This is a genomic window from Aminobacterium thunnarium, assembly GCF_055390565.1.
Map to the genome: position 1 here is coordinate 882,977 of NZ_AP042412.1, position 17,578 is coordinate 900,554.

Below are 17,578 nucleotides of genomic sequence, written 5' to 3' on the forward strand. Positions count from 1 at the left end.
CTATCCCTCTATATTACAAACTAAAGATTCGACTAATATCTTTCCATGTTATGAAAAGAATCAATGTAATGAGAAGTACAAAACCCGCAAAATGAATATAATTTTCTATCCGTTCAGGAAGACGCTTTCTCGTTATCATTTCGCCAAGGATAAAAACAAGGCGTCCTCCATCAAGTGCCGGGAACGGAAACAAGTTTATGAGACCAAGGTTAAGGTTAATAAGAGCCAGGAATGATAGAAAGGCCCATATTCCTTGTCTTGCTGCTTGTCCTGCCATAGTAGCTATTCCTATGGGGCCAGAGACTTCTACATCCTGAGTATGCAAAGCCCATCTGACTATACCTCGAATCATTTCTATGCTCATATTGATAGTATAAGAGAAGGCATTTCTCAAAGCAGAGAAAAAGCCGTATCGAACAATAGGTGGACGTATTCCAAGAAGCGGAGCGCCATATTTAGGGTCAAAAGATATCTCTACTCTTTTTTGAAAAACTTCGCCCTTTCTTTCTATCTCAAGAGTTAGCGGACCTTCTTTTGAACTATCCCTGATGGTTTTTGCCATATCTGGCCAATCTGAAACAGTAACTCCATTAATAGACCTGATTATATCGCCAGATTCCAGCCCGATTTCTTGGGCGGGCAAGTTGGGCATTATTTCTCCTACGACTGGAGCACTCATATCAAGAACGCCGTGGCCGGAGAGGAAAAGAGCAGTAAGGATCATAGCTAATAAAATATTAACCAACGGTCCATTAAGAAGAATGAGAAAACGTTGCCATGGTTTTTTGTCGTTAAAACCTTTTCCCTCATCTACTTTCTCGCCAGGCTGTTCTTCATCCATTCCTGCAAGGCGAACAAATCCGCCAATGGGAAAAGCTCGAACTGACCATAAGGTTTCGTCTTTACCTTTCTTCTGCCATATAACAGGACCCATTCCGAAAGCAAACTCATGAACATGTACTCCGCAGGCTTTTGCTGTTTTATAGTGTCCGTATTCATGGGAAACAACACAAATTCCTATGACTAAAATGAACGATAACAAACTAATCATGAAGTATTCTCTCCTTACTCTATTTCTCCAATGTCCGTACTATTGACTGTGCGGTTACTTTCCCCCATTGGAGAATCTGCAGACTCTCCTCAAGCGTTTCAGGCGCTTTCCCATTATAACTCGATAGAACTTTCTCTATCACTACGGGAATTTGCGTAAAATTTATTTTCTTTTTCATGAAAGCATCGACGGCAATTTCATCAGCTCCCACAAGAATAGCTGGGAAAGGACCTTTCTTACAGGCGACTTCTTTGGCAAGTGCAAGACTTGGAAAAAGACTTTCGTCTGGAGAATAAAAACTGATAGAAAGGGGGTCAAATGCTAAGGGAGCGACAAGTGGCATTGTGGGCAGACGTTCTGGATAGGCAAGAGCTGTTGCAGCAGCCATGCGCATATCAGGTGTTGATGCGACCATTTTTACAGTTCCATCTGAAAAATGTACAATGCCATGCACTATAGAGCCTGGACAAATTATTGCATGAACTTGCGTGTTGTCCAGGTTGAAAAGATACATAGCTTCTATTATTTCTATGCCTTTATTCATAAGAGTTGCGCTGTCAACAGTGACTTTATAGCCCATATTCCATACGGGATGAGATAAAGCCATCTCAGGAGTGACATACGAAAGCTTTTCTCGTGTATATGTTCTGAATGGGCCTCCAGAGGCTGTTAGAAATATCTCTTTGACATTTCGCACATTTTCTCCGATGAGACATTGCCATATAGCATTATGCTCGCTATCAAGAGGACGAAGCTGGTCTCTCCGTTTTACGAGAGGCATAACCCATGGTGCGGCAACAACGATACTTTCTTTATTGGCAAGAGAAACATTTTTGTCTGCATCGAGTGCTTTTTGCAAACTTCTAATGGCGTCTGTTCCAGATGAGGCAAAAACGACGTGATCAACATCTGGGTGAGTAACAATATATTCAAGATCTTCTTCTGACTCATAAATAGGCAGATCAGGATGGAGTTCTCGCAAAGAACGGGCAGCTTCATGATCTGTTAAAGCGACTCCAACCGGATGGAATTCGTTAATAAGCGAACTCATTTTTTTAATATTTTGATGAGCTACGAGAAAAGCAACTTTAAATTTTACTGGATAGGTTCTGCATATGTCAAGAACAGATTTTCCAACACTTCCAGTAGCTCCAATAATAGCTAGTCGAGAAAGATTGTTTGTCAAAGGAGAATCACTCCAAACAGGAAAAATGTCAAAGTACCACTAATTAGAATACTGTCAAATCGGTCAAGAACTCCCCCATGTCCAGGGATAAGCCGCCCACTGTCTTTGACTTCGACTTCTCTCTTTATTAAAGATTCTGCCAAATCACCAAGTTGTCCAGCTAAACCGCAGATAATTCCTATATAAAGAAAAGGTAAAGGAGGCATTGCTGCGTAGTAGGCGATAAGTACAGAAAAGAGAATACTAGCGCCTGCCCCTCCAACAAAACCTTCCCAGGTTTTCTTAGGGCTTACCGCTTCACAAAATTTATTTTTTCCCCAACGTGTTCCTACAAGATAAGCTGCTACATCGCAGCTCCATGTGCATATAAACAGGGTGAAAAGCAAAAGCTTCCCTAAGGGGTGAAATCGTAAAAGGATCATATAACTCCAAGGGAAGATAATGTAGACAAGACCTGATAAAGTTCCTCCCAGATTCCAAATAGCATAGCTTGAATGGGAGAATTGACGGCGTAATATTTCAATGAAAAGAAGAATAAACGCGCAAAGAGTTAGCACGATTAGTACGGATACGGGGCGAATACGTTCTGTGGATGCAATGAGCACGAGAGCTCCAGATAATATTCCTATCCCCTTAGATACTCGAAACTTCTTCGATAGGAGTTGGTAAAACTCCCATAGCGAGAGTAAGGCAAGTGTTGAAGCGACTAGAAACCAAAGACGTCCTCCTACGAAAATAGATGAGAGAAGAATAGATGCTAGAACAATTCCGCTTAAAGAACGTAAGACAAGTTCTTTAGCTTTATCGTTTAATGCCACCATAACGGCGATCCCTCTTTTCATAGGAAAGTAATGCTTCTTTCAGAGCTTCTTCGTTGAAATCTGGCCAATATAGGGGAGAAAAATAAAGTTCACTATAACAGCCCTGCCATAGCCAAAAATTGCTGAGACGACATTCACCGCTCGTTCGTATAATGAGGTCAGGATCTGGTATATCGGGCAAATAAAGGTGAGACCGTATAGTTTCTTCTGTTATTTCTCCTGTGTAGCCCTCTCGTGTTATTTCTTGAACGGCATCTATTAGTTCCTGTTTTCCACCATAGTTTAGGCAAACAATAAGTTGAAGACGTTGAAAATCTTTAGTCTTTTCTTCTGCTTCGTGAATAATTTCTTGTATATCTTGAGGTAGATCCTGAATTCTGCCAGCAAAACGCAGACGAACATTTTCTTGAACAAGTTCTAGAATCTTTTTGCGAATATAATAACGGAAGAGAGACATAAGCCCCTTTACTTCTGTTTGAGGCCTTCTCCAATTTTCTGTAGAGAAAGCATACAAAGAAATATAAGGAATGCCCAAATTAGCAGCAGCCCTCACAGTTTTTTCAACAGCTTTTATTCCTGCCCTATGACCTAATAGTCGCGGAAGATGACGTTTTTGAGCCCATCTGCCATTGCCATCCATAATAATAGCTACATGCTGAAGCGACATCCTAGATTGTACCTCCCTGAGAGGAAGTGATGAGATCAAGCTTTTCCTTTACAGTGCGTATATCTTGCCACGTCAAGTCTTTAGGACTTCCTTTTTTTCTTGAATCATTTCTCAGGAGATAGCTTGGGTGGAACATTGGCATTAAATGTATGCCGCGCCATGTAAACCATCTTCCTCTAAGAGATGTTATTCCATCTGTAGTTTTGAGAAACCACTTTGTTGGGGTATTCCCAAGACTTACTATAATAGATGGACGTATAAGCGCTATTTGTGCTTCTAAATATGTATTACATGTCATCATTTCCTCTATGGAGGGAACTCTATTCTGTGGTGGACGACATTTCACTACATTTGTGATGTATACGTCTTTCCGCGAAATGTTTGCAGCTTTCAATATTTTTGTGAGCAACTGTCCTGCTTTGCCAACAAAGGGGCGACCTTGCGTATCTTCGTCGGCTCCTGGCCCTTCTCCAACAAACATAAGAGATGTATGAACAGATCCTTCTCCAAGAACAGCATTTGTTCTTGCCTGATGTAAGCCGCATTTAGAACAAGAAGCTACTTGGTGTAATAATTCTTGCCAGGCACTTTCTTGATGTTGTCTAATTTCCTCTTCAGTTGGTATGTAACATTCTTTTTCTGTCATTCTTGATACACTCCGTTTATCAATACGTTCACTTGTTTTATATCCATACCAGTAAAGTATCGGATTGCCCGAGCACTTTTCCAACATATTTTTTCGCCAATATTGAGGAAAGAGTTTTTTCCTAACGTTAATTTAACGATAACTGTTATTTCGAGAGATTCATCAACAGGGCGAACTTTAATTTCTTGAACAGTATGTACTTGCGCAGTACGTTCCGTCAAATATTTAACTATATCAATAATTGCTTGAGCATCAATACTTAGTTCACCGTAAAAATTAAATGGAGGACGCACGATTGTTCGTTCGCCCTCTTCCTTATCCACTGTTTTAAAGAGGTCTCTGAGATGGCCTACAAGTTTCCCCGCAAAATTTCGTCGTATCTGTGCACGAGAAACCGGAATAACGTGTTGTCCTTTTGTGAGACGTTCTTTTCGGGCATTTTTGATATCCTCTTCTGTTGCAACATCAGTTATTTTTATAAATTTTTCAGGTTGTGAAAGCGTTAAGGCTCGTATAATTTTTAGCGCCATAGCTGATGAGGTTGCAATGATCATAACCTTACAGGGAGCATGACTTTCTAAAAAGGAAAGAACCTCTTTGCGATGATCAGGAAATTCGAAAAGTGCACGACGAATGGCTCTAACAAGATTCTTTTCTGATTTTGCGCTTTTTCCCGTCATAATTCGTCCTTTTGAAATAACAAGGCCATCGTCAATAATGTAATCAACGTTATTGCTCTTCGCCACAAATTGGGCCCGCTGACTTTTTCCTGTTCCGGCAGGTCCTACAAAAGCAATAACACGAATAGATTTAATTAAGGCACTTTTTTTATCCTTGATAGTCGAATCCAATTTTCTTCATCACCTTATTTAATGCCGATAAAAATAATTCGTTTTGATGAGGTTGGCACACCGATATCTTCAAATGATCGGGAATGCCAAAATCTGAGCCGTTTGTAATGCGTATGCCTTCTTCAAGAAGCAAATAGTAAATAAGCTCTGCGTGAGGTGTCTGGAATGTAATGACATCGGTGTCACTCCCTCGTGTTTCAAGACCTAATTCACGCAACCCCTCTATCAACCGACTTTTAGATGCATTTATATTTTCTCTGAGTTTCCCATACCACTCTTTCTCTCTGAGAGCTGCTACAGTAGCTTCTTCAGCAAGCATGCTAATAGTGGAAACATCAGCGTAATAACTAAATTGCTTAGCAAGAGGACGAGAAAGTAATCCATATGAGATGTCTAGATTTTTCAGACCATAAAATGCAGAGAAATTACGTAAGATCAGAGCTTTCCCTGTTTGATGGAATACTCCACTGCCTCCTGAGAACAATAAAGAAGGAACCATGTCTGCGCTACGTTCATCGCAGATAAGAAATGCTCCGGCCCTCTCTAAACAAAAAAATAATTCCCGAAGCTCACTTTGAGATAAAGTATGTCCTGTAAAGCAATTAGGATTACTCACGACAACAATTTTTCCAGTTCCAGGACATGATTCGGAAAAAATATTTAAGTTTTGCTCTAGAGCTTTCCCGTAAGAAATTTCAATGATATTAAACCCGCGTTCTTTGAAACATTCTGAAATAATGCCATTTTTTTCGTAAGGGCATAAGAAATATGCTTCTGTAGCGCCCTTATTTTCTAGCATACGTAAAACGGGATGAAGAATCCCTTTCATCCCGTAACTTAATACTATTTCTTGTGGAGAAACACCCAACAGCTCTGAAAGAGTCTTTTTAAGAGAGACTTTTTTCCCCTTTTCCTCGCTATTAGTTGCGTCCAGGGTTTTTATAATAGCCTCCCGTACGGTCGGGGAAATTCCCCATTTTCCAGATACGAAATCCTCCACGCCTTAGGACTCCTCCTTCCTAACGGCACCATTAACTTTAGGCCCTAGTTGTTCTGTTGGAATAACTTCTACTCGCCCACCAAGTTGCTGGAGTTTTGTATCCATCTCTTCGTAACCACGCCAGACATGACCTATGTGATAGACACACGTTTCGTCTTGAGCTGCTAATCCTGCTAATATAAGGGCTGCACCAGCTCGCAGATCTGTGGCATTGACATCAGCTCCAACAAGATGATCGACGCCAGTCACAACAGCAGTGTTTCCTTGGAGTTCAATTTTTGCACCCATCCTGTTAAGTTCGTTAACATGTAAAAATCGAGCTTGGAAAACTCCTTCTTGAATAACACTGGCTCCATCAGCTAAGGCTAGTGTAGCCATAATCTGTGGCTGCAAGTCTGTAGGGAATCCAGGATATGGCATGGTTTTCAATGAAACGCCCTTAAGCCTTTCAATTGGATGCACAAGAACAGAGTCTTCTCTTACTGTAAAAGACGCTCCTCCCTCTTCTAATTTAGCTATGAGAGAATCTATGTGTTGCGGGATGATATCGTTAATTTTTATTTCTCCCCCGGTTATAATTCCGGCTAAAATATATGTGCATGTTTCAATCCTGTCAGGAATGACTGTGGTTTCAGAGTTTTGTAGTTCATCTACTCCCTTAATACGAACTACGCCTGTTCCATCCTCTTCTATTTGGGCACCCATCCTTTTTAAAGTTTGAACCAAATTAGTAATCTCCGGTTCGCGAGCTGTGTTTTCAAGTATAGTTTCTCCTTCTGCGAAAACAGCAGCCATTATTAAATTTTCTGTGGCTCCTACAGATGGGAAATCAAGATAAATACGGCATCCTTTCAGGCCATTGGCAGTTGCGTGTACAGCTCCGTGAATCAAGTCAATAGAGGCCCCCATTCGGGACAATCCCTTCAAGTGAAGGTCTATCGGTCTACTACCAATGGAACATCCTCCAGGTAAGGGAAGAACAGCACGACCGCAACGAGCAAGCAGCGGCCCTAAAACGAGAGAGGATGCTCTCATTTTGCGTACGAGATTTGTAGGTGTTTCCCAAGAGAGATCTTCGGGAACGGCAATAAACATTTCATCTTTTTCATACTGGATTTCAGCACCTAAATTTCGCAAAAGATCGGCCATTGTAAGAACATCATGTAGCCGGGGTGCTTTGTGAATATGAAGGGTGCCTCCTTTCAGAAGGAGAGAGGCAGCCATAATAGGTAAAGCAGCATTTTTGGCTCCTTGTGCAGATATTTCCCCCTTAAGAGGAATTCCACCTGAAATTTTCATTTTATAATCCACGATGATCACTCCTGATTTCCTAAGTTCATTTTAAAAAGCAGACGTTTGGTTAAAAAAATTACTTACATAGCATTCTATTTTTTTTGCAGCGGTTCCGTCTCCAAATGGGCTTTCACTTCTTTTTATAAGATTATCATATTCTGTCCCATTCGAAAAAAGACGGAGTGTTTCTTTTACTATTCGTTCCTTATCCGTACCTACAAGAATTCCAGTTCCATGGTCTATTGCTTCTGGACGTTCTGATATATTTCTCATGATAAGTACAGGTTTTTTGAGATAAGAAGCTTCTTCTTGCACTCCACCACTGTCACTAAGAATAAGATAGCTTCGTTTCATAGCCTGAACAAAATCAGGGTAATCAAGGGGTTCTGTAAAAATAACGCGATCCATATTCCCTAAGAATTTTTTGATAACCTCTCTTACTGTTGGATTTTTATGAAGAGGAATCAGAAAATATACATCAGGAAGTTTTTCTAAAAGTACCTGTATCGCCTCGCATATGTTTTCTAAGGGCTTCCCCCATGATTCACGACGATGTGCAGTCATGAGGATAAGAGGTGCCTGAGAAGGTATGGAATACATCCTTTCAGGAGAGTTTCCCCGTTTTTCATTGACGGTCCATGCCAAAGCGTCTATTACAGTATTTCCTGTAACAAAAATCTGAGTTTCTGCTACTTTTTCTGACAGTAAATTGTCCTTCGCATTATTAGTAGGGGCAAAGAAAAGAGTAGTTAGTCGATCAGTAAGTATTCGATTTGCTTCTTCTGGAAATGGTTGGTCTAAATTTCCACTTCGCAATCCGGCTTCAACATGCCCAACGGGGATTTTTCGATAAAAAGCAGACATAGAAGCCCCTAAAGTTGTCGTTGTATCTCCATGTACCAAAACGAGATCCGGTTTTTCCTTATCATAAATTTCCCCTGTTCCGACGAGTACTCGAGAAGTAATATGATCTAATGTTTGTCGGTCTTTCATAATATGTAGATTGACATCAGCTTTAATGTCGAAGAAAGAAAGAGCTTGGTCGAGCATATCAGTATGCTGACCTGTGGCAAGAACAAATGTTCTGAAAGCGGGATTTTCCTTCAAAGCTAAAATGACTGGAGCCATTTTTATAGCTTCCGGTCGGGTTCCTATTACACATATGATTGTACGTTTCATTTTTTCCTCCTTGTTTTTACTGGGCAAACTGAGTGAAACAGAACAATCCCAGCATAAGCAAGGCTCCTTGAAGAAGAGCCATAATACAGAGGGTCGAAATTGGCGAAAAACCACGATCAAGCAGTTGATAATGTAAATGCCCTCTATCTGGCAAAAAAGGTGAACTTCGACGAATTAGACGACGAAGAATCGATGTAAGGGTATCCAAAACAGGAACCCCTCCCCATAAAAGTAGCAAAACTATAAGTTCTGCAGCGTTAAAGTGTGCGTATCTCCCTTGCTGGTAAAAAGTATAAAGAAGCTGAGAAGCAAAAATATAGCCTAAAAGAGTACTGCCTCCATCCCCAAGAAAGGTTCTGGCTCGGGGAAAATTCCAATGTAATACTCCGATTGCTGTCGCTGCTATAGGCCACCACATATCTGGAATACCAATTTGAGAAGCTATCAATGCCGCAATAACAAACATAAAGAGACAAAGTCCGTTCAAACCATCAATTATATTATAAGCGCTTGTTACACCGGCGATCCAAATAATAAGTAATATTCTATAGGGAAAATATATATCTAAAGGCAACAATACGATGCTTGCTGCAAAAAAATGCAAAAACAGTCTGATTGTTGGATTTAAAGATTTAATATCATCCCAGTATCCACAAAGGAAAACAATAGTTGCTCCTGTGGAAGAAAGCTTAAGGAACAAACTATCAGGTGCTCCGAGGAGACCCCATAGTAGATATCCCATCCACAATACTATACCAGCACCGCGAGGAATAATCCCTAAATGGTGTTTTCTTCCGCCAGGAGTATCTATTATTCTGTATCTGTTAGATAACTTCATTGAGAGAGGAGTCATTCCAACTCCCCATCCCAACATCAGAATACAAATAAAAAGAAGTCGAATCACAGCGGCACTCTATACTATTTCGTTCCGAAAAGTCGATCCCCGGCATCACCTAAACCTGGGACAATATATCCGTGATCATTAAGGTGATCATCTAAGGCTGCAGCATATACGTCCACATCCGGATGGGTGCTGTGGACTTTTTCAACTCCCTCCGGAGCAGCGATAAGGCAAACAAGAGATACTTTGCGTGCTCCCTTGGCTTTAACAAGGCTGATTGCTGCAGTAGCAGATCCACCTGTTGCAAGCATGGGATCGAGGATAAAAATATCACGATCATCGATGTCATTAGGAAGTTTGCAATAATATTCAACTGGCTCAAGAGTTTCAGGATCTCTATATAATCCGATATGTCCCACTTTGGCGTTAGGAATAATCTGAAGAATTCCATCGACCATACCGAGTCCAGCTCGTAAAACTGGGACGATAGCAAGTTTTTTACCTTCGAGGGTATAACCGATTGTTTTTTCGATGGGCGTTTCTACTTCTACTTTTACAAGCGGTAAATCACGTGTAATCTCATAAACCATAAGTCCGGCTATTTCCTGAACAAGTTCTCTGAATTCTTTGACTGATGTGTTTTTGTTTCTGATAATACTTATTTTGTGTTGAACAAGAGGATGGTCAAATATTACAATTCGACCTTCTCCTTCATGAGAGCGGCTTGGGACTAACTTATTTTCAAAACGACGAATTTTCTCTATGCGTTTTTCGTGGCGATCTCCTTCAAATTCAGTTTCAAGCCAAGTGTCAGCAATATCAAAAGCTTGTTTTTCACTGATGATCCGACCACCCATTGAAAGTATATTCGAATTATTGTGGAGCCTACTTAAACGAGCTAATTCAGTAGTGTCACATAAAGCGGCGTAAGCGCCAGGTACTTTATTTGCGGCTATTGTCATGCCTATTCCGCTTCCACATACAAGAATTCCTCTATCAGTTTCATTTCCAGCGACGCTTTCCGCCACAGCGAATGCGATATCGGGATAATCGCAAGAAACAGAGTCAGTATCTGTACCATAATCAATAACAGTATGCCCATTCATTTCTAAATGTTTTTTAAGCGCAGATTTAACACAAAAACCAGCATGATCTGAGCCTAGAGCTATTTTCATTTCTTTACCCCCTGAGAGCCATAATTTTTTGATCCGCAATATAATAACACGTAAAAAGGAGTCTTTGCCGTATTTTAAACGGAAAAGACTCCTTTATTTTATACCCTTCCTTTTTCAGAATAAAACATTTTTAGCTCAAGAGGGTAAGCATAACGGACGCAGCGACGGCAGTGCCGATAACACCAGCCACGTTGGGTCCCATAGCGTGCATAAGCAGGAAGTTGCCAGGATTCTCTTTCTGACACATTCGCTGTACCACTCGTGCCGCCATGGGAACGGCAGAGACTCCAGCCGCTCCGATCATGGGGTTGATCTTCCCGCCGCTTACCACTTTCATGACCTGCCCCAGCAAAACGCCGCCAGCTGTGCTGCAGATGAAGGCAACGAGTCCCAGAACAATGATCTTGATCGTTCCCCAGGTGAGGAAGTATTCTGCGCTCATGGTTGCACCTACTGACAAGCCCAGGAAGATGGTGGTGGCGTTGAGAATCTCGTTCTGTGCCGCCTGGCTCAGTCGTTCTGTCACGCCGCATTCACGCAACAGGTTTCCGAACATGAGGATACCGATCAGAGGCACCGATGACGGGAGAAGCAATCCCGCAGAGACAGTACACACGATGGGAAAGAGCACCCGCTCCAGCTTGGAGACTGGTCGAAGCTGATCCATACGGATAGCCCGGTCAGCCTTGCTGGTGAAGAGCTTGATTACCGGCGGCTGGATGAGCGGCACCAGCGACATGTAGCTGTACGCCGCAACGGCCACCGCTCCCAGAATCTGGGGAGCCAGCTTCACCGTCAGGTAGATGCTCGTCGGGCCGTCCGCTCCGCCAATGATGGCGATGGATGCCGCCTCCTTCACGTTGAAGCCCATGAGCAGCGCTCCGAAGAGGGCGATGAATACGCCCAGCTGTGCGGCTGCTCCGAGCAGGAAGGTGATGGGATTGGCCAGAAGGGGCGCAAAGTCCGTCAAGGCCCCTATCCCCATAAAGATAATGACCGGATAGATCTCATGTTCCGTTCCGAAAAAGATATACCGCAAAAAGCCTCCGTCGTCCATGATTCCCGAGAGGGGAAGGTTCACCAGCAGGCAGCCGAATCCGATGGGGACCAGCAAGAGGGGTTCAAACCCCTTCACGATGGCCAGATAGAGCATAACAAAGGCCACCCCCAACATGATGACGTTGCCCCACGTGAGTCCCGAGAATCCCGAGGATCGAAGGATCGTTCCCAGTGAGTTTAGATAGACTTCCATAATCGCCTGTCTCCCTTCGGCTTAGCCGAGGACTACCAGGGCGTCTCCGGAATTGACGCTGTCCCCTTCCCGTGCCCGGATCTCTTTCACCGTACCGGCAGACGGGGCGGATATCTCATTCTCCATCTTCATGGCTTCGAGAATAAGAAGCACGTCTCCAGCATTGACTGTCGCGCCGACGCTGACACTTACACGAAGGATCTTGCCAGGCATGGGGGCTGACACCACTTCCCCCCCAGCTACGGGCGCTTCTGCAACTGGTGCCGGAGCAGGAGCTGCTGCCGGTGCGGGGGCCGGTGTTGGTGCCGGCGCTGGTGCTGGTGCTGCCGCCTGAACTGGCGCTGCCGCCGGTGCCACAGGAGCGGTTACGGGCGCTCCACTGCCGAGTTCTTCCACTTCTACGTTGTAGCTTGTTCCGTCCACTGTCACTTTATAGAGTTTGCTCATTCTTTTCCCCTCCACACTGCTGTGTTGTCGTTGTCTTTACCGACCTGACCAGGTCTGGTTGTTTAAGCTTTCGAGCCCTTCCATGATGGCGCTCGATCTCCACAGGCTCACCCGTGGACCACGTCTCTTCGATGATGTGGTACCTGTCGCTTCGATGCTCGTGATGCGGCAGGGCCGGCCCGTTGCTTCCACTAACGCCGCTGTGATAACGGCTATAAGACGTTTCTGGTCTCCTGATGCCGACGGTACCGATACTGGCGCTGCCACAGGCGCTGATGCAGGCTTCGCTGCAGGTGCCGGAGGCGTGCCGCCATTCCCCTTCGGTGCCGTCGGGCTCGCCTTCACACCACCAAAATACTTGATGGCATAGATGATGGCCGTCAGCCCTCCCAAAACCAGAAAAACCGTGGAAAAGGCTATGAGCGCCAAGGTGATCGCCCCGCCTATTCCCGTCTCAAAATAGGTATGAAGATCTGTCACTGCTATCGCCCCTTCCTCGCACTAATGGGGCATGACGCCGTGCTTGCGTCTCGGTCGAAGTTCGCGCTTGTTCGCCGTTCCCTGTAATGCCAGGTAGATCTCGCGACGTGTCTCTTCCGGCAATATGACCCGATCCACGTAGCCTCGCTCCGCCGCCACGTAGGGGTTGGCAAAGGCCTCTCTGTACTCCTCTATCTTCTTGTTCCGCTCCGCAACCTGGTCTTCCGCCTTTTCGATCTCTTTGCGGAACACGATGTTCGCTGCTCCTTCCGCTCCCATTACGGCAATCTCCGACTGGGGCCAGGCCAGAACCATGTCGGCTCCCAACGATTTGGAGCACATGCCGAGATAGGCACCGCCGTAGGCCTTTCGCAATACCACCGTGATCATGGGAACGGTGGCTTCGCTGTAGGCATAGAGAAGCTTCGCTCCGTGACGGATGATGCCACCCCACTCCTGCTCCGTACCGGGAAGGTATCCTGGAACGTCTACAAAGGTGACAATGGGAATGTTGAAGGCGTCACAATGCCGAATGAAACGGCTCGCCTTGTCTGAGGCGTCTATGTCGAGGCAACCGGCCATGTTGGCCGCCTGATTGGCGATGATGCCTATCACTTCGCCACCGACGCGACCGTAGCCTGTGACCATGTTCTTGGCCCATAAAGGCTGTACTTCAAAAAAGTCTCCGTCGTCAACCACTTTCTCGATGACGTCGTGAACTCGATATCCCTTGTTCGGATTGGTGGGAACTACGTTGCGAAGTTCCGGCACAAGACGATTGGGATTGTCGTTCGTCTCTTTCCACGGGGCGTTGTCCACGTTGTTGCTGGGAAGATAGCTCAACAACTTCTTCACCTGAGAGAAGCACTCGACTTCACTCTTCGCCATGAAGTGGGCGTTGCCGCTCTTCGCGTTGTGGGTCAGCGCTCCGCCGAGAGATTCGCTGCTGACTTCCTCGCCCGTCACCGCCTTGATGACTGCCGGACCTGTTATGTGCATGATCCCCGTCTTCTCCACCATGAAAATGTAGTCTGTCAATGCTGGGCTGTAGACCGCTCCGCCTGCCGTGGGACCCATGATGATCGACAGCTGGGGAACGACGCCGCTCGCTATGGTGTTCCTGTAGAAAATCTTCCCGTAACCGTTCAGTGCGTCTACCGCTTCCTGAATCCTCGCTCCGCCGCTATCGTTGATGCCGATGACGGGCGAGCCATTCTTCACGGCCAGATCCATAACCTTGCAGATCTTGTCTGCATGTTTCTCGCCGAGACTGCCTCCAAGGACGGTGAAGTCCTGGCTGAAGACATAGACTCGACGACCGTCAATCTCTCCATAGCCCGTCACAACGCCATCACCAGGGATGGTGTTGCTCTCAAGACCAAAACGATGGCAACGATGGGTGACCAGCTCGTCGAGTTCGATAAAGGTCCCTTCATCAAGAAGCTGCGCGATACGATCGCGCGCTGTCCCCTTCCCCTTCGATCGCTGCTTCTCTATGGCCTTCGCTCCACCGCCCTGCTGGGCCTCGGCGCGCTTGCGATCCAGTTCTGCACAAAGTTCTTCGATACTCCGATTCGTCATAACTCTAGTTGCCCCCTCTCTTTCTATCCTTCATTTTTTACAACGTCGTGTAATATTGCATGTGCAACGGTATAGGGGTCTGTCTCTTTTTCAAGTATGGCTTCGATGTGTTCATTAGTCCCTTGGTTTTGCCAGGCTTTTTCAACTTTTTTAGCAATATCACGACTGAGGATTTCTCTTACTTCTTCAACCACTTTGTTTTTTTGTTTTCTTAAGCCTTGAGCACTCTCTTTAAGGAATTCGTGATGTTTTTCGATGCCTTCTACAAGTTCAGCTACCCCGTCTCCCTTTTCAGCTACGGTCATATTGATAGGTGGGTACCACGCTGTTTTACCAATAAGATCAAGCATAAGTTTGACTTCTGCCACTATCTTTTCGGCACCTGGCCGATCTGCTTTATTAACGACAAAAACATCAGCAATCTCCATAATGCCAGCTTTCATAATTTGAATATCATCACCCATGCCGGGGACAAGTACCAAACAAACAGTATCTGCCAATTTGACGATGTCTATTTCTGATTGTCCCACACCTACTGTTTCTATCAGAATAACATCTTTCCCACAGGCATCAAGAATTTTAACAGCTTCCCTTGTACTGCGGCTGACACCACCAAGAGAACCACGTGTTCCCATGCTGCGGATAAAAACATCTTTATCATTGGCATGGCGTTGCATACGAATTCGGTCTGCAAGTATGGCTCCCCCGCTAAAGGGACTTGATGGATCAACTGCAATAATTCCAACTGACTTGTCCTTTTTCCTAAATTCGGATATTAGTTTGTCAACTAAAGTGCTTTTCCCTGCACCTGGACTGCCCGTTATCCCTATGACAAGCGCCTTGCCTGTATGGGGATATAGATACTTCATAATCTCTTCGGTTTCTGGTGCTTCGTTTTCAACGAGAGAGATTATTCTGGCTAAAGCCCTGATATCACCATGTAAAGCTTTTTCTGCAAGCAAGCTCACAGCTAAACAGTCTCTTTCTGCCTTTTTTCAGCTACAGCTTTTTCAAGCCATTTAGCACACACAGAAGTTGGAGTGCCAGGTCCAAAAATTGCTCCGGCCCCCATTTCCAAAAGAGATGGGATATCACTTTCAGGTATGACGCCTCCTCCAAAAACAATAATGTCACTAGCGTTATTATCTTTTAAGAGGCTAATAATCTTTGAGAAATAGAAACTATGTGCTCCTGAGAGAATGCTAATACCTATAGCGTCAGCGTCTTCCTGGATTGCCGTATCGACAATCTGTTCAGGGGTTTGGCGGAGGCCTGTATAGATAACTTCCATGCCGGCATCACGAAGGGCTCTTGCAACTACTTTTGCGCCCCTATCATGACCATCAAGGCCTGGTTTTGCTATTACAACTCGGATTTTTTTCTCAGCCATAACTCATTCCTCCAGTTACAAAATGATATTTTCCGTATATTCTCCAAATTCTTCCCTCAGAATCCCGCAAATTTCACCCTCAGTAGCATAATTTCGAACAGCATCAATAATAAGGGGCATCATATTTTGAGATTCATCGCGTGCGGCTTTACGTATAGCTTCTAATGTGTCATGAACTTTGATATTATCGCGATTTTCTTTCATTTTCTTCAGATTTTTAATTTGGCGCTCTCCCACAGTTTCGTCGACTTTGAGAAGTTTCATATCTTTGTTGTTTTCTTCAATCTGGAACTTGTTTACACCTACGACAATAGCGTCGTTTGTTTCGATAGCTCTTTGATATGCATATGCTGCATCCTGTATATGTTTTTGCACATATCCTTTTTCTATGGCAACAAGCATTCCACCCATATCATCAATTTGATTAATATATTCTTCAGCTTTCTGTTGAATTCCATTTGTCAGACTTTCAATGACATAGCTGCCTGCAAGAGGATCAATAGTATTGGCCACGCCTGATTCATAGGCAATGATTTGCTGTGTTTTCAATGCTATGCCTACGCTCTTTTCAGAGGGCAGTGCCAATGCTTCATCCATACTATTGGTATGTAGCGACTGGGTACCACCTAATACTGCAGCAAGAGCCTGTAACGTTACTCGTACTATGTTGTTTTCGGGCTGTTGTGCTGTAAGGGTTGACCCACCTGTTTGAGTATGGAAACGAAGGGTCTGAGCTTTTTGATCAGTAACGCCAAAACGTTCTTTCATAATTTGAGCCCACATTCTCCGTGCAGCTCGGTATTTTGCCACTTCTTCGAGGAAATCATTATGAGCGTTGAAGAAGAAGGAAAGACGTTTTCCGAATACGTTAGGATCAAGTCCCTTTTTCTTTGCTGCCTCAACATAGGCAATACCGTCTGCCAACGTAAAGGCTATTTCTTGTGCTGCTGTACTACCTGCTTCTCGGATGTGATACCCGGAAATTGAAATAGTATTCCATTTAGGAACATTTTTACTGCAGAATTCGAAGATGTCCGTAATAAGACGCATGGATGGCTTAGGTGGGAATATATATGTTCCTCTAGCTATATACTCCTTCAAAATATCATTTTGAATGGTTCCAGCTAATTGGTTTGCAGGAACTCCTTGTTTTTCCCCAACGCAAATATACATAGCAAGAAGCACGCTTGCTGGAGCGTTGATTGTCATGGAAGTAGACACTTTGTCTAAAGGAATTTCATTGAATAAAACTTCCATATCGGCAAGGCTATCAATGGCCACTCCTACTTTTCCGCATTCTCCCTGAGCCATAGGATGGTCAGAATCATAGCCGATCTGTGTGGGCAAATCAAAAGCTACTGAAAGTCCTGTTGTTCCCTGTGAAAGAAGATACCGATATCTTTCATTTGATTCTTCAGCATTTCCAAAACCGGCATACTGACGCATTGTCCAAAGGCGTCCTCGGTATAACGTGGGCTGAACACCTCGTGTAAAAGGATATTCGCCAGGATAGTTGAGATCTTGTACATAGTTAAAATCTTTAAGATCAGAGGGGTCATAAACCCTCTTCAAATGTAAATTTCCACCTGTGTGGAATTCCTTTCGGCGTTCTGGCCGTTTTTCCAATACTTTTTCTACTTTTGCTTCATATTTTTTTCTTTGTTCCATTATTTCGGGGATATTTTTCTTATCATCAGTCACGATAACTCGCCTCCCAT

At 44.2% G+C, this 17,578-nt stretch carries 18 protein-coding genes; all 18 read right to left on the reverse strand.

The window, feature by feature from the left end:
- Positions 1 to 13: 13 nt before the first annotated feature.
- The 18 genes from rseP to ACZ5GY_RS04435 all read right to left on the reverse strand — a co-directional run bounded on the left by rseP (position 14) and on the right by ACZ5GY_RS04435 (position 17,528).
- Positions 14 to 1,051, reverse strand: coding sequence for an RIP metalloprotease RseP (rseP, locus tag ACZ5GY_RS04350; RefSeq protein WP_213691522.1), 1,038 nt, complete (start codon positions 1,049 to 1,051; stop codon positions 14 to 16).
- 19 nt (positions 1,052 to 1,070) lie between these two features.
- On the reverse strand, positions 1,071 to 2,237 hold the full coding sequence (gene dxr / locus ACZ5GY_RS04355) for a 1-deoxy-D-xylulose-5-phosphate reductoisomerase (RefSeq protein WP_464112036.1): 1,167 nt from the start codon (positions 2,235 to 2,237) through the stop codon (positions 1,071 to 1,073).
- Complete coding sequence (locus tag ACZ5GY_RS04360; protein WP_213691524.1) at positions 2,234 to 3,058, reverse strand: phosphatidate cytidylyltransferase; 825 nt, start codon at positions 3,056 to 3,058, stop codon at positions 2,234 to 2,236. The genes dxr and ACZ5GY_RS04360 overlap by 4 nt, the downstream gene beginning before the upstream one ends.
- The gene (gene uppS / locus ACZ5GY_RS04365) at positions 3,039 to 3,725 is read right to left on the reverse strand and encodes a polyprenyl diphosphate synthase (RefSeq protein ID WP_464112037.1); all 687 of its coding nucleotides are present in this window, start codon (positions 3,723 to 3,725) and stop codon (positions 3,039 to 3,041) included. Before uppS ends, ACZ5GY_RS04360 begins: the two co-directional genes overlap by 20 nt.
- Before the next feature lies 1 nt (position 3,726).
- The gene (locus tag ACZ5GY_RS04370) at positions 3,727 to 4,371 is read right to left on the reverse strand and encodes a uracil-DNA glycosylase (RefSeq protein ID WP_213691526.1); all 645 of its coding nucleotides are present in this window, start codon (positions 4,369 to 4,371) and stop codon (positions 3,727 to 3,729) included.
- The gene (locus ACZ5GY_RS04375) at positions 4,368 to 5,222 is read right to left on the reverse strand and encodes a P-loop NTPase family protein (RefSeq protein WP_464112038.1); all 855 of its coding nucleotides are present in this window, start codon (positions 5,220 to 5,222) and stop codon (positions 4,368 to 4,370) included. Before ACZ5GY_RS04375 ends, ACZ5GY_RS04370 begins: the two co-directional genes overlap by 4 nt.
- Entirely contained in the window at positions 5,200 to 6,222 is a 1,023-nt protein-coding gene (locus ACZ5GY_RS04380; protein WP_213691527.1) for an aminotransferase class I/II-fold pyridoxal phosphate-dependent enzyme, read from the reverse strand. Before ACZ5GY_RS04380 ends, ACZ5GY_RS04375 begins: the two co-directional genes overlap by 23 nt.
- A 3-nt stretch (positions 6,223 to 6,225) precedes the next feature.
- A complete protein-coding gene (gene murA, locus ACZ5GY_RS04385; RefSeq protein ID WP_307880059.1) occupies positions 6,226 to 7,533 on the reverse strand; it encodes a UDP-N-acetylglucosamine 1-carboxyvinyltransferase in 1,308 nt (435 codons plus the stop codon).
- Between the two features lie 30 nt (positions 7,534 to 7,563).
- A complete protein-coding gene (wecB, locus tag ACZ5GY_RS04390; RefSeq protein WP_213691528.1) occupies positions 7,564 to 8,694 on the reverse strand; it encodes a non-hydrolyzing UDP-N-acetylglucosamine 2-epimerase in 1,131 nt (376 codons plus the stop codon).
- A 16-nt stretch (positions 8,695 to 8,710) separates the two neighbouring features.
- A complete protein-coding gene (locus ACZ5GY_RS04395) occupies positions 8,711 to 9,598 on the reverse strand; it encodes a glycosyltransferase family 4 protein (RefSeq protein ID WP_323401557.1) in 888 nt (295 codons plus the stop codon).
- Positions 9,599 to 9,612: 14 nt separating this feature from the next.
- A complete protein-coding gene (gene upp, locus ACZ5GY_RS04400; protein ID WP_464112039.1) occupies positions 9,613 to 10,710 on the reverse strand; it encodes a uracil phosphoribosyltransferase in 1,098 nt (365 codons plus the stop codon).
- A gap of 130 nt (positions 10,711 to 10,840) precedes the next feature.
- Positions 10,841 to 11,962: a sodium ion-translocating decarboxylase subunit beta gene (locus tag ACZ5GY_RS04405; protein ID WP_307879578.1), complete on the reverse strand. Its 1,122-nt coding sequence runs from the start codon at positions 11,960 to 11,962 to the stop codon at positions 10,841 to 10,843.
- Positions 11,963 to 11,983: 21 nt separating this feature from the next.
- Positions 11,984 to 12,409, reverse strand: a complete 426-nt coding sequence (locus ACZ5GY_RS04410) for a biotin/lipoyl-containing protein (RefSeq protein WP_307879579.1) — start codon at positions 12,407 to 12,409, stop codon at positions 11,984 to 11,986.
- 36 nt (positions 12,410 to 12,445) lie between these two features.
- Positions 12,446 to 12,889, reverse strand: a complete 444-nt coding sequence (locus ACZ5GY_RS04415) for an OadG family protein (RefSeq protein ID WP_307879580.1) — start codon at positions 12,887 to 12,889, stop codon at positions 12,446 to 12,448.
- Positions 12,890 to 12,910: 21 nt separating this feature from the next.
- Positions 12,911 to 14,470, reverse strand: a complete 1,560-nt coding sequence (locus tag ACZ5GY_RS04420) for an acyl-CoA carboxylase subunit beta (protein WP_307879581.1) — start codon at positions 14,468 to 14,470, stop codon at positions 12,911 to 12,913.
- Between the two features lie 23 nt (positions 14,471 to 14,493).
- Entirely contained in the window at positions 14,494 to 15,438 is a 945-nt protein-coding gene (gene meaB, locus ACZ5GY_RS04425; RefSeq protein WP_213690892.1) for a methylmalonyl Co-A mutase-associated GTPase MeaB, read from the reverse strand.
- A gap of 2 nt (positions 15,439 to 15,440) precedes the next feature.
- On the reverse strand, positions 15,441 to 15,860 hold the full coding sequence (locus ACZ5GY_RS04430) for a cobalamin B12-binding domain-containing protein (protein WP_213690893.1): 420 nt from the start codon (positions 15,858 to 15,860) through the stop codon (positions 15,441 to 15,443).
- Positions 15,861 to 15,875: 15 nt separating this feature from the next.
- Positions 15,876 to 17,528, reverse strand: coding sequence for an acyl-CoA mutase large subunit family protein (locus tag ACZ5GY_RS04435; RefSeq protein WP_464112107.1), 1,653 nt, complete (start codon positions 17,526 to 17,528; stop codon positions 15,876 to 15,878).
- Between the last annotated feature and the right edge of the window lie 50 nt (positions 17,529 to 17,578).

Coding starts and splice junctions, on each gene's coding strand:
- ACZ5GY_RS04405 (WP_307879578.1), bottom strand. CDS start 11,962: ATGGAAGTCTATCTAAACTCACTGGGAACGATCCTTCGATCCTCGGGA.
- wecB (WP_213691528.1), bottom strand. CDS start 8,694: ATGAAACGTACAATCATATGTGTAATAGGAACCCGACCGGAAGCTATA.
- ACZ5GY_RS04410 (WP_307879579.1), bottom strand. CDS start 12,409: ATGAGCAAACTCTATAAAGTGACAGTGGACGGAACAAGCTACAACGTA.
- ACZ5GY_RS04360 (WP_213691524.1), bottom strand. CDS start 3,058: ATGGTGGCATTAAACGATAAAGCTAAAGAACTTGTCTTACGTTCTTTA.
- upp (WP_464112039.1), bottom strand. CDS start 10,710: ATGAAAATAGCTCTAGGCTCAGATCATGCTGGTTTTTGTGTTAAATCT.
- ACZ5GY_RS04420 (WP_307879581.1), bottom strand. CDS start 14,470: ATGACGAATCGGAGTATCGAAGAACTTTGTGCAGAACTGGATCGCAAG.
- uppS (WP_464112037.1), bottom strand. CDS start 3,725: ATGTCGCTTCAGCATGTAGCTATTATTATGGATGGCAATGGCAGATGG.
- rseP (WP_213691522.1), bottom strand. CDS start 1,051: ATGATTAGTTTGTTATCGTTCATTTTAGTCATAGGAATTTGTGTTGTT.
- ACZ5GY_RS04435 (WP_464112107.1), bottom strand. CDS start 17,528: ATGGAACAAAGAAAAAAATATGAAGCAAAAGTAGAAAAAGTATTGGAA.
- ACZ5GY_RS04370 (WP_213691526.1), bottom strand. CDS start 4,371: ATGACAGAAAAAGAATGTTACATACCAACTGAAGAGGAAATTAGACAA.
- ACZ5GY_RS04430 (WP_213690893.1), bottom strand. CDS start 15,860: ATGGCTGAGAAAAAAATCCGAGTTGTAATAGCAAAACCAGGCCTTGAT.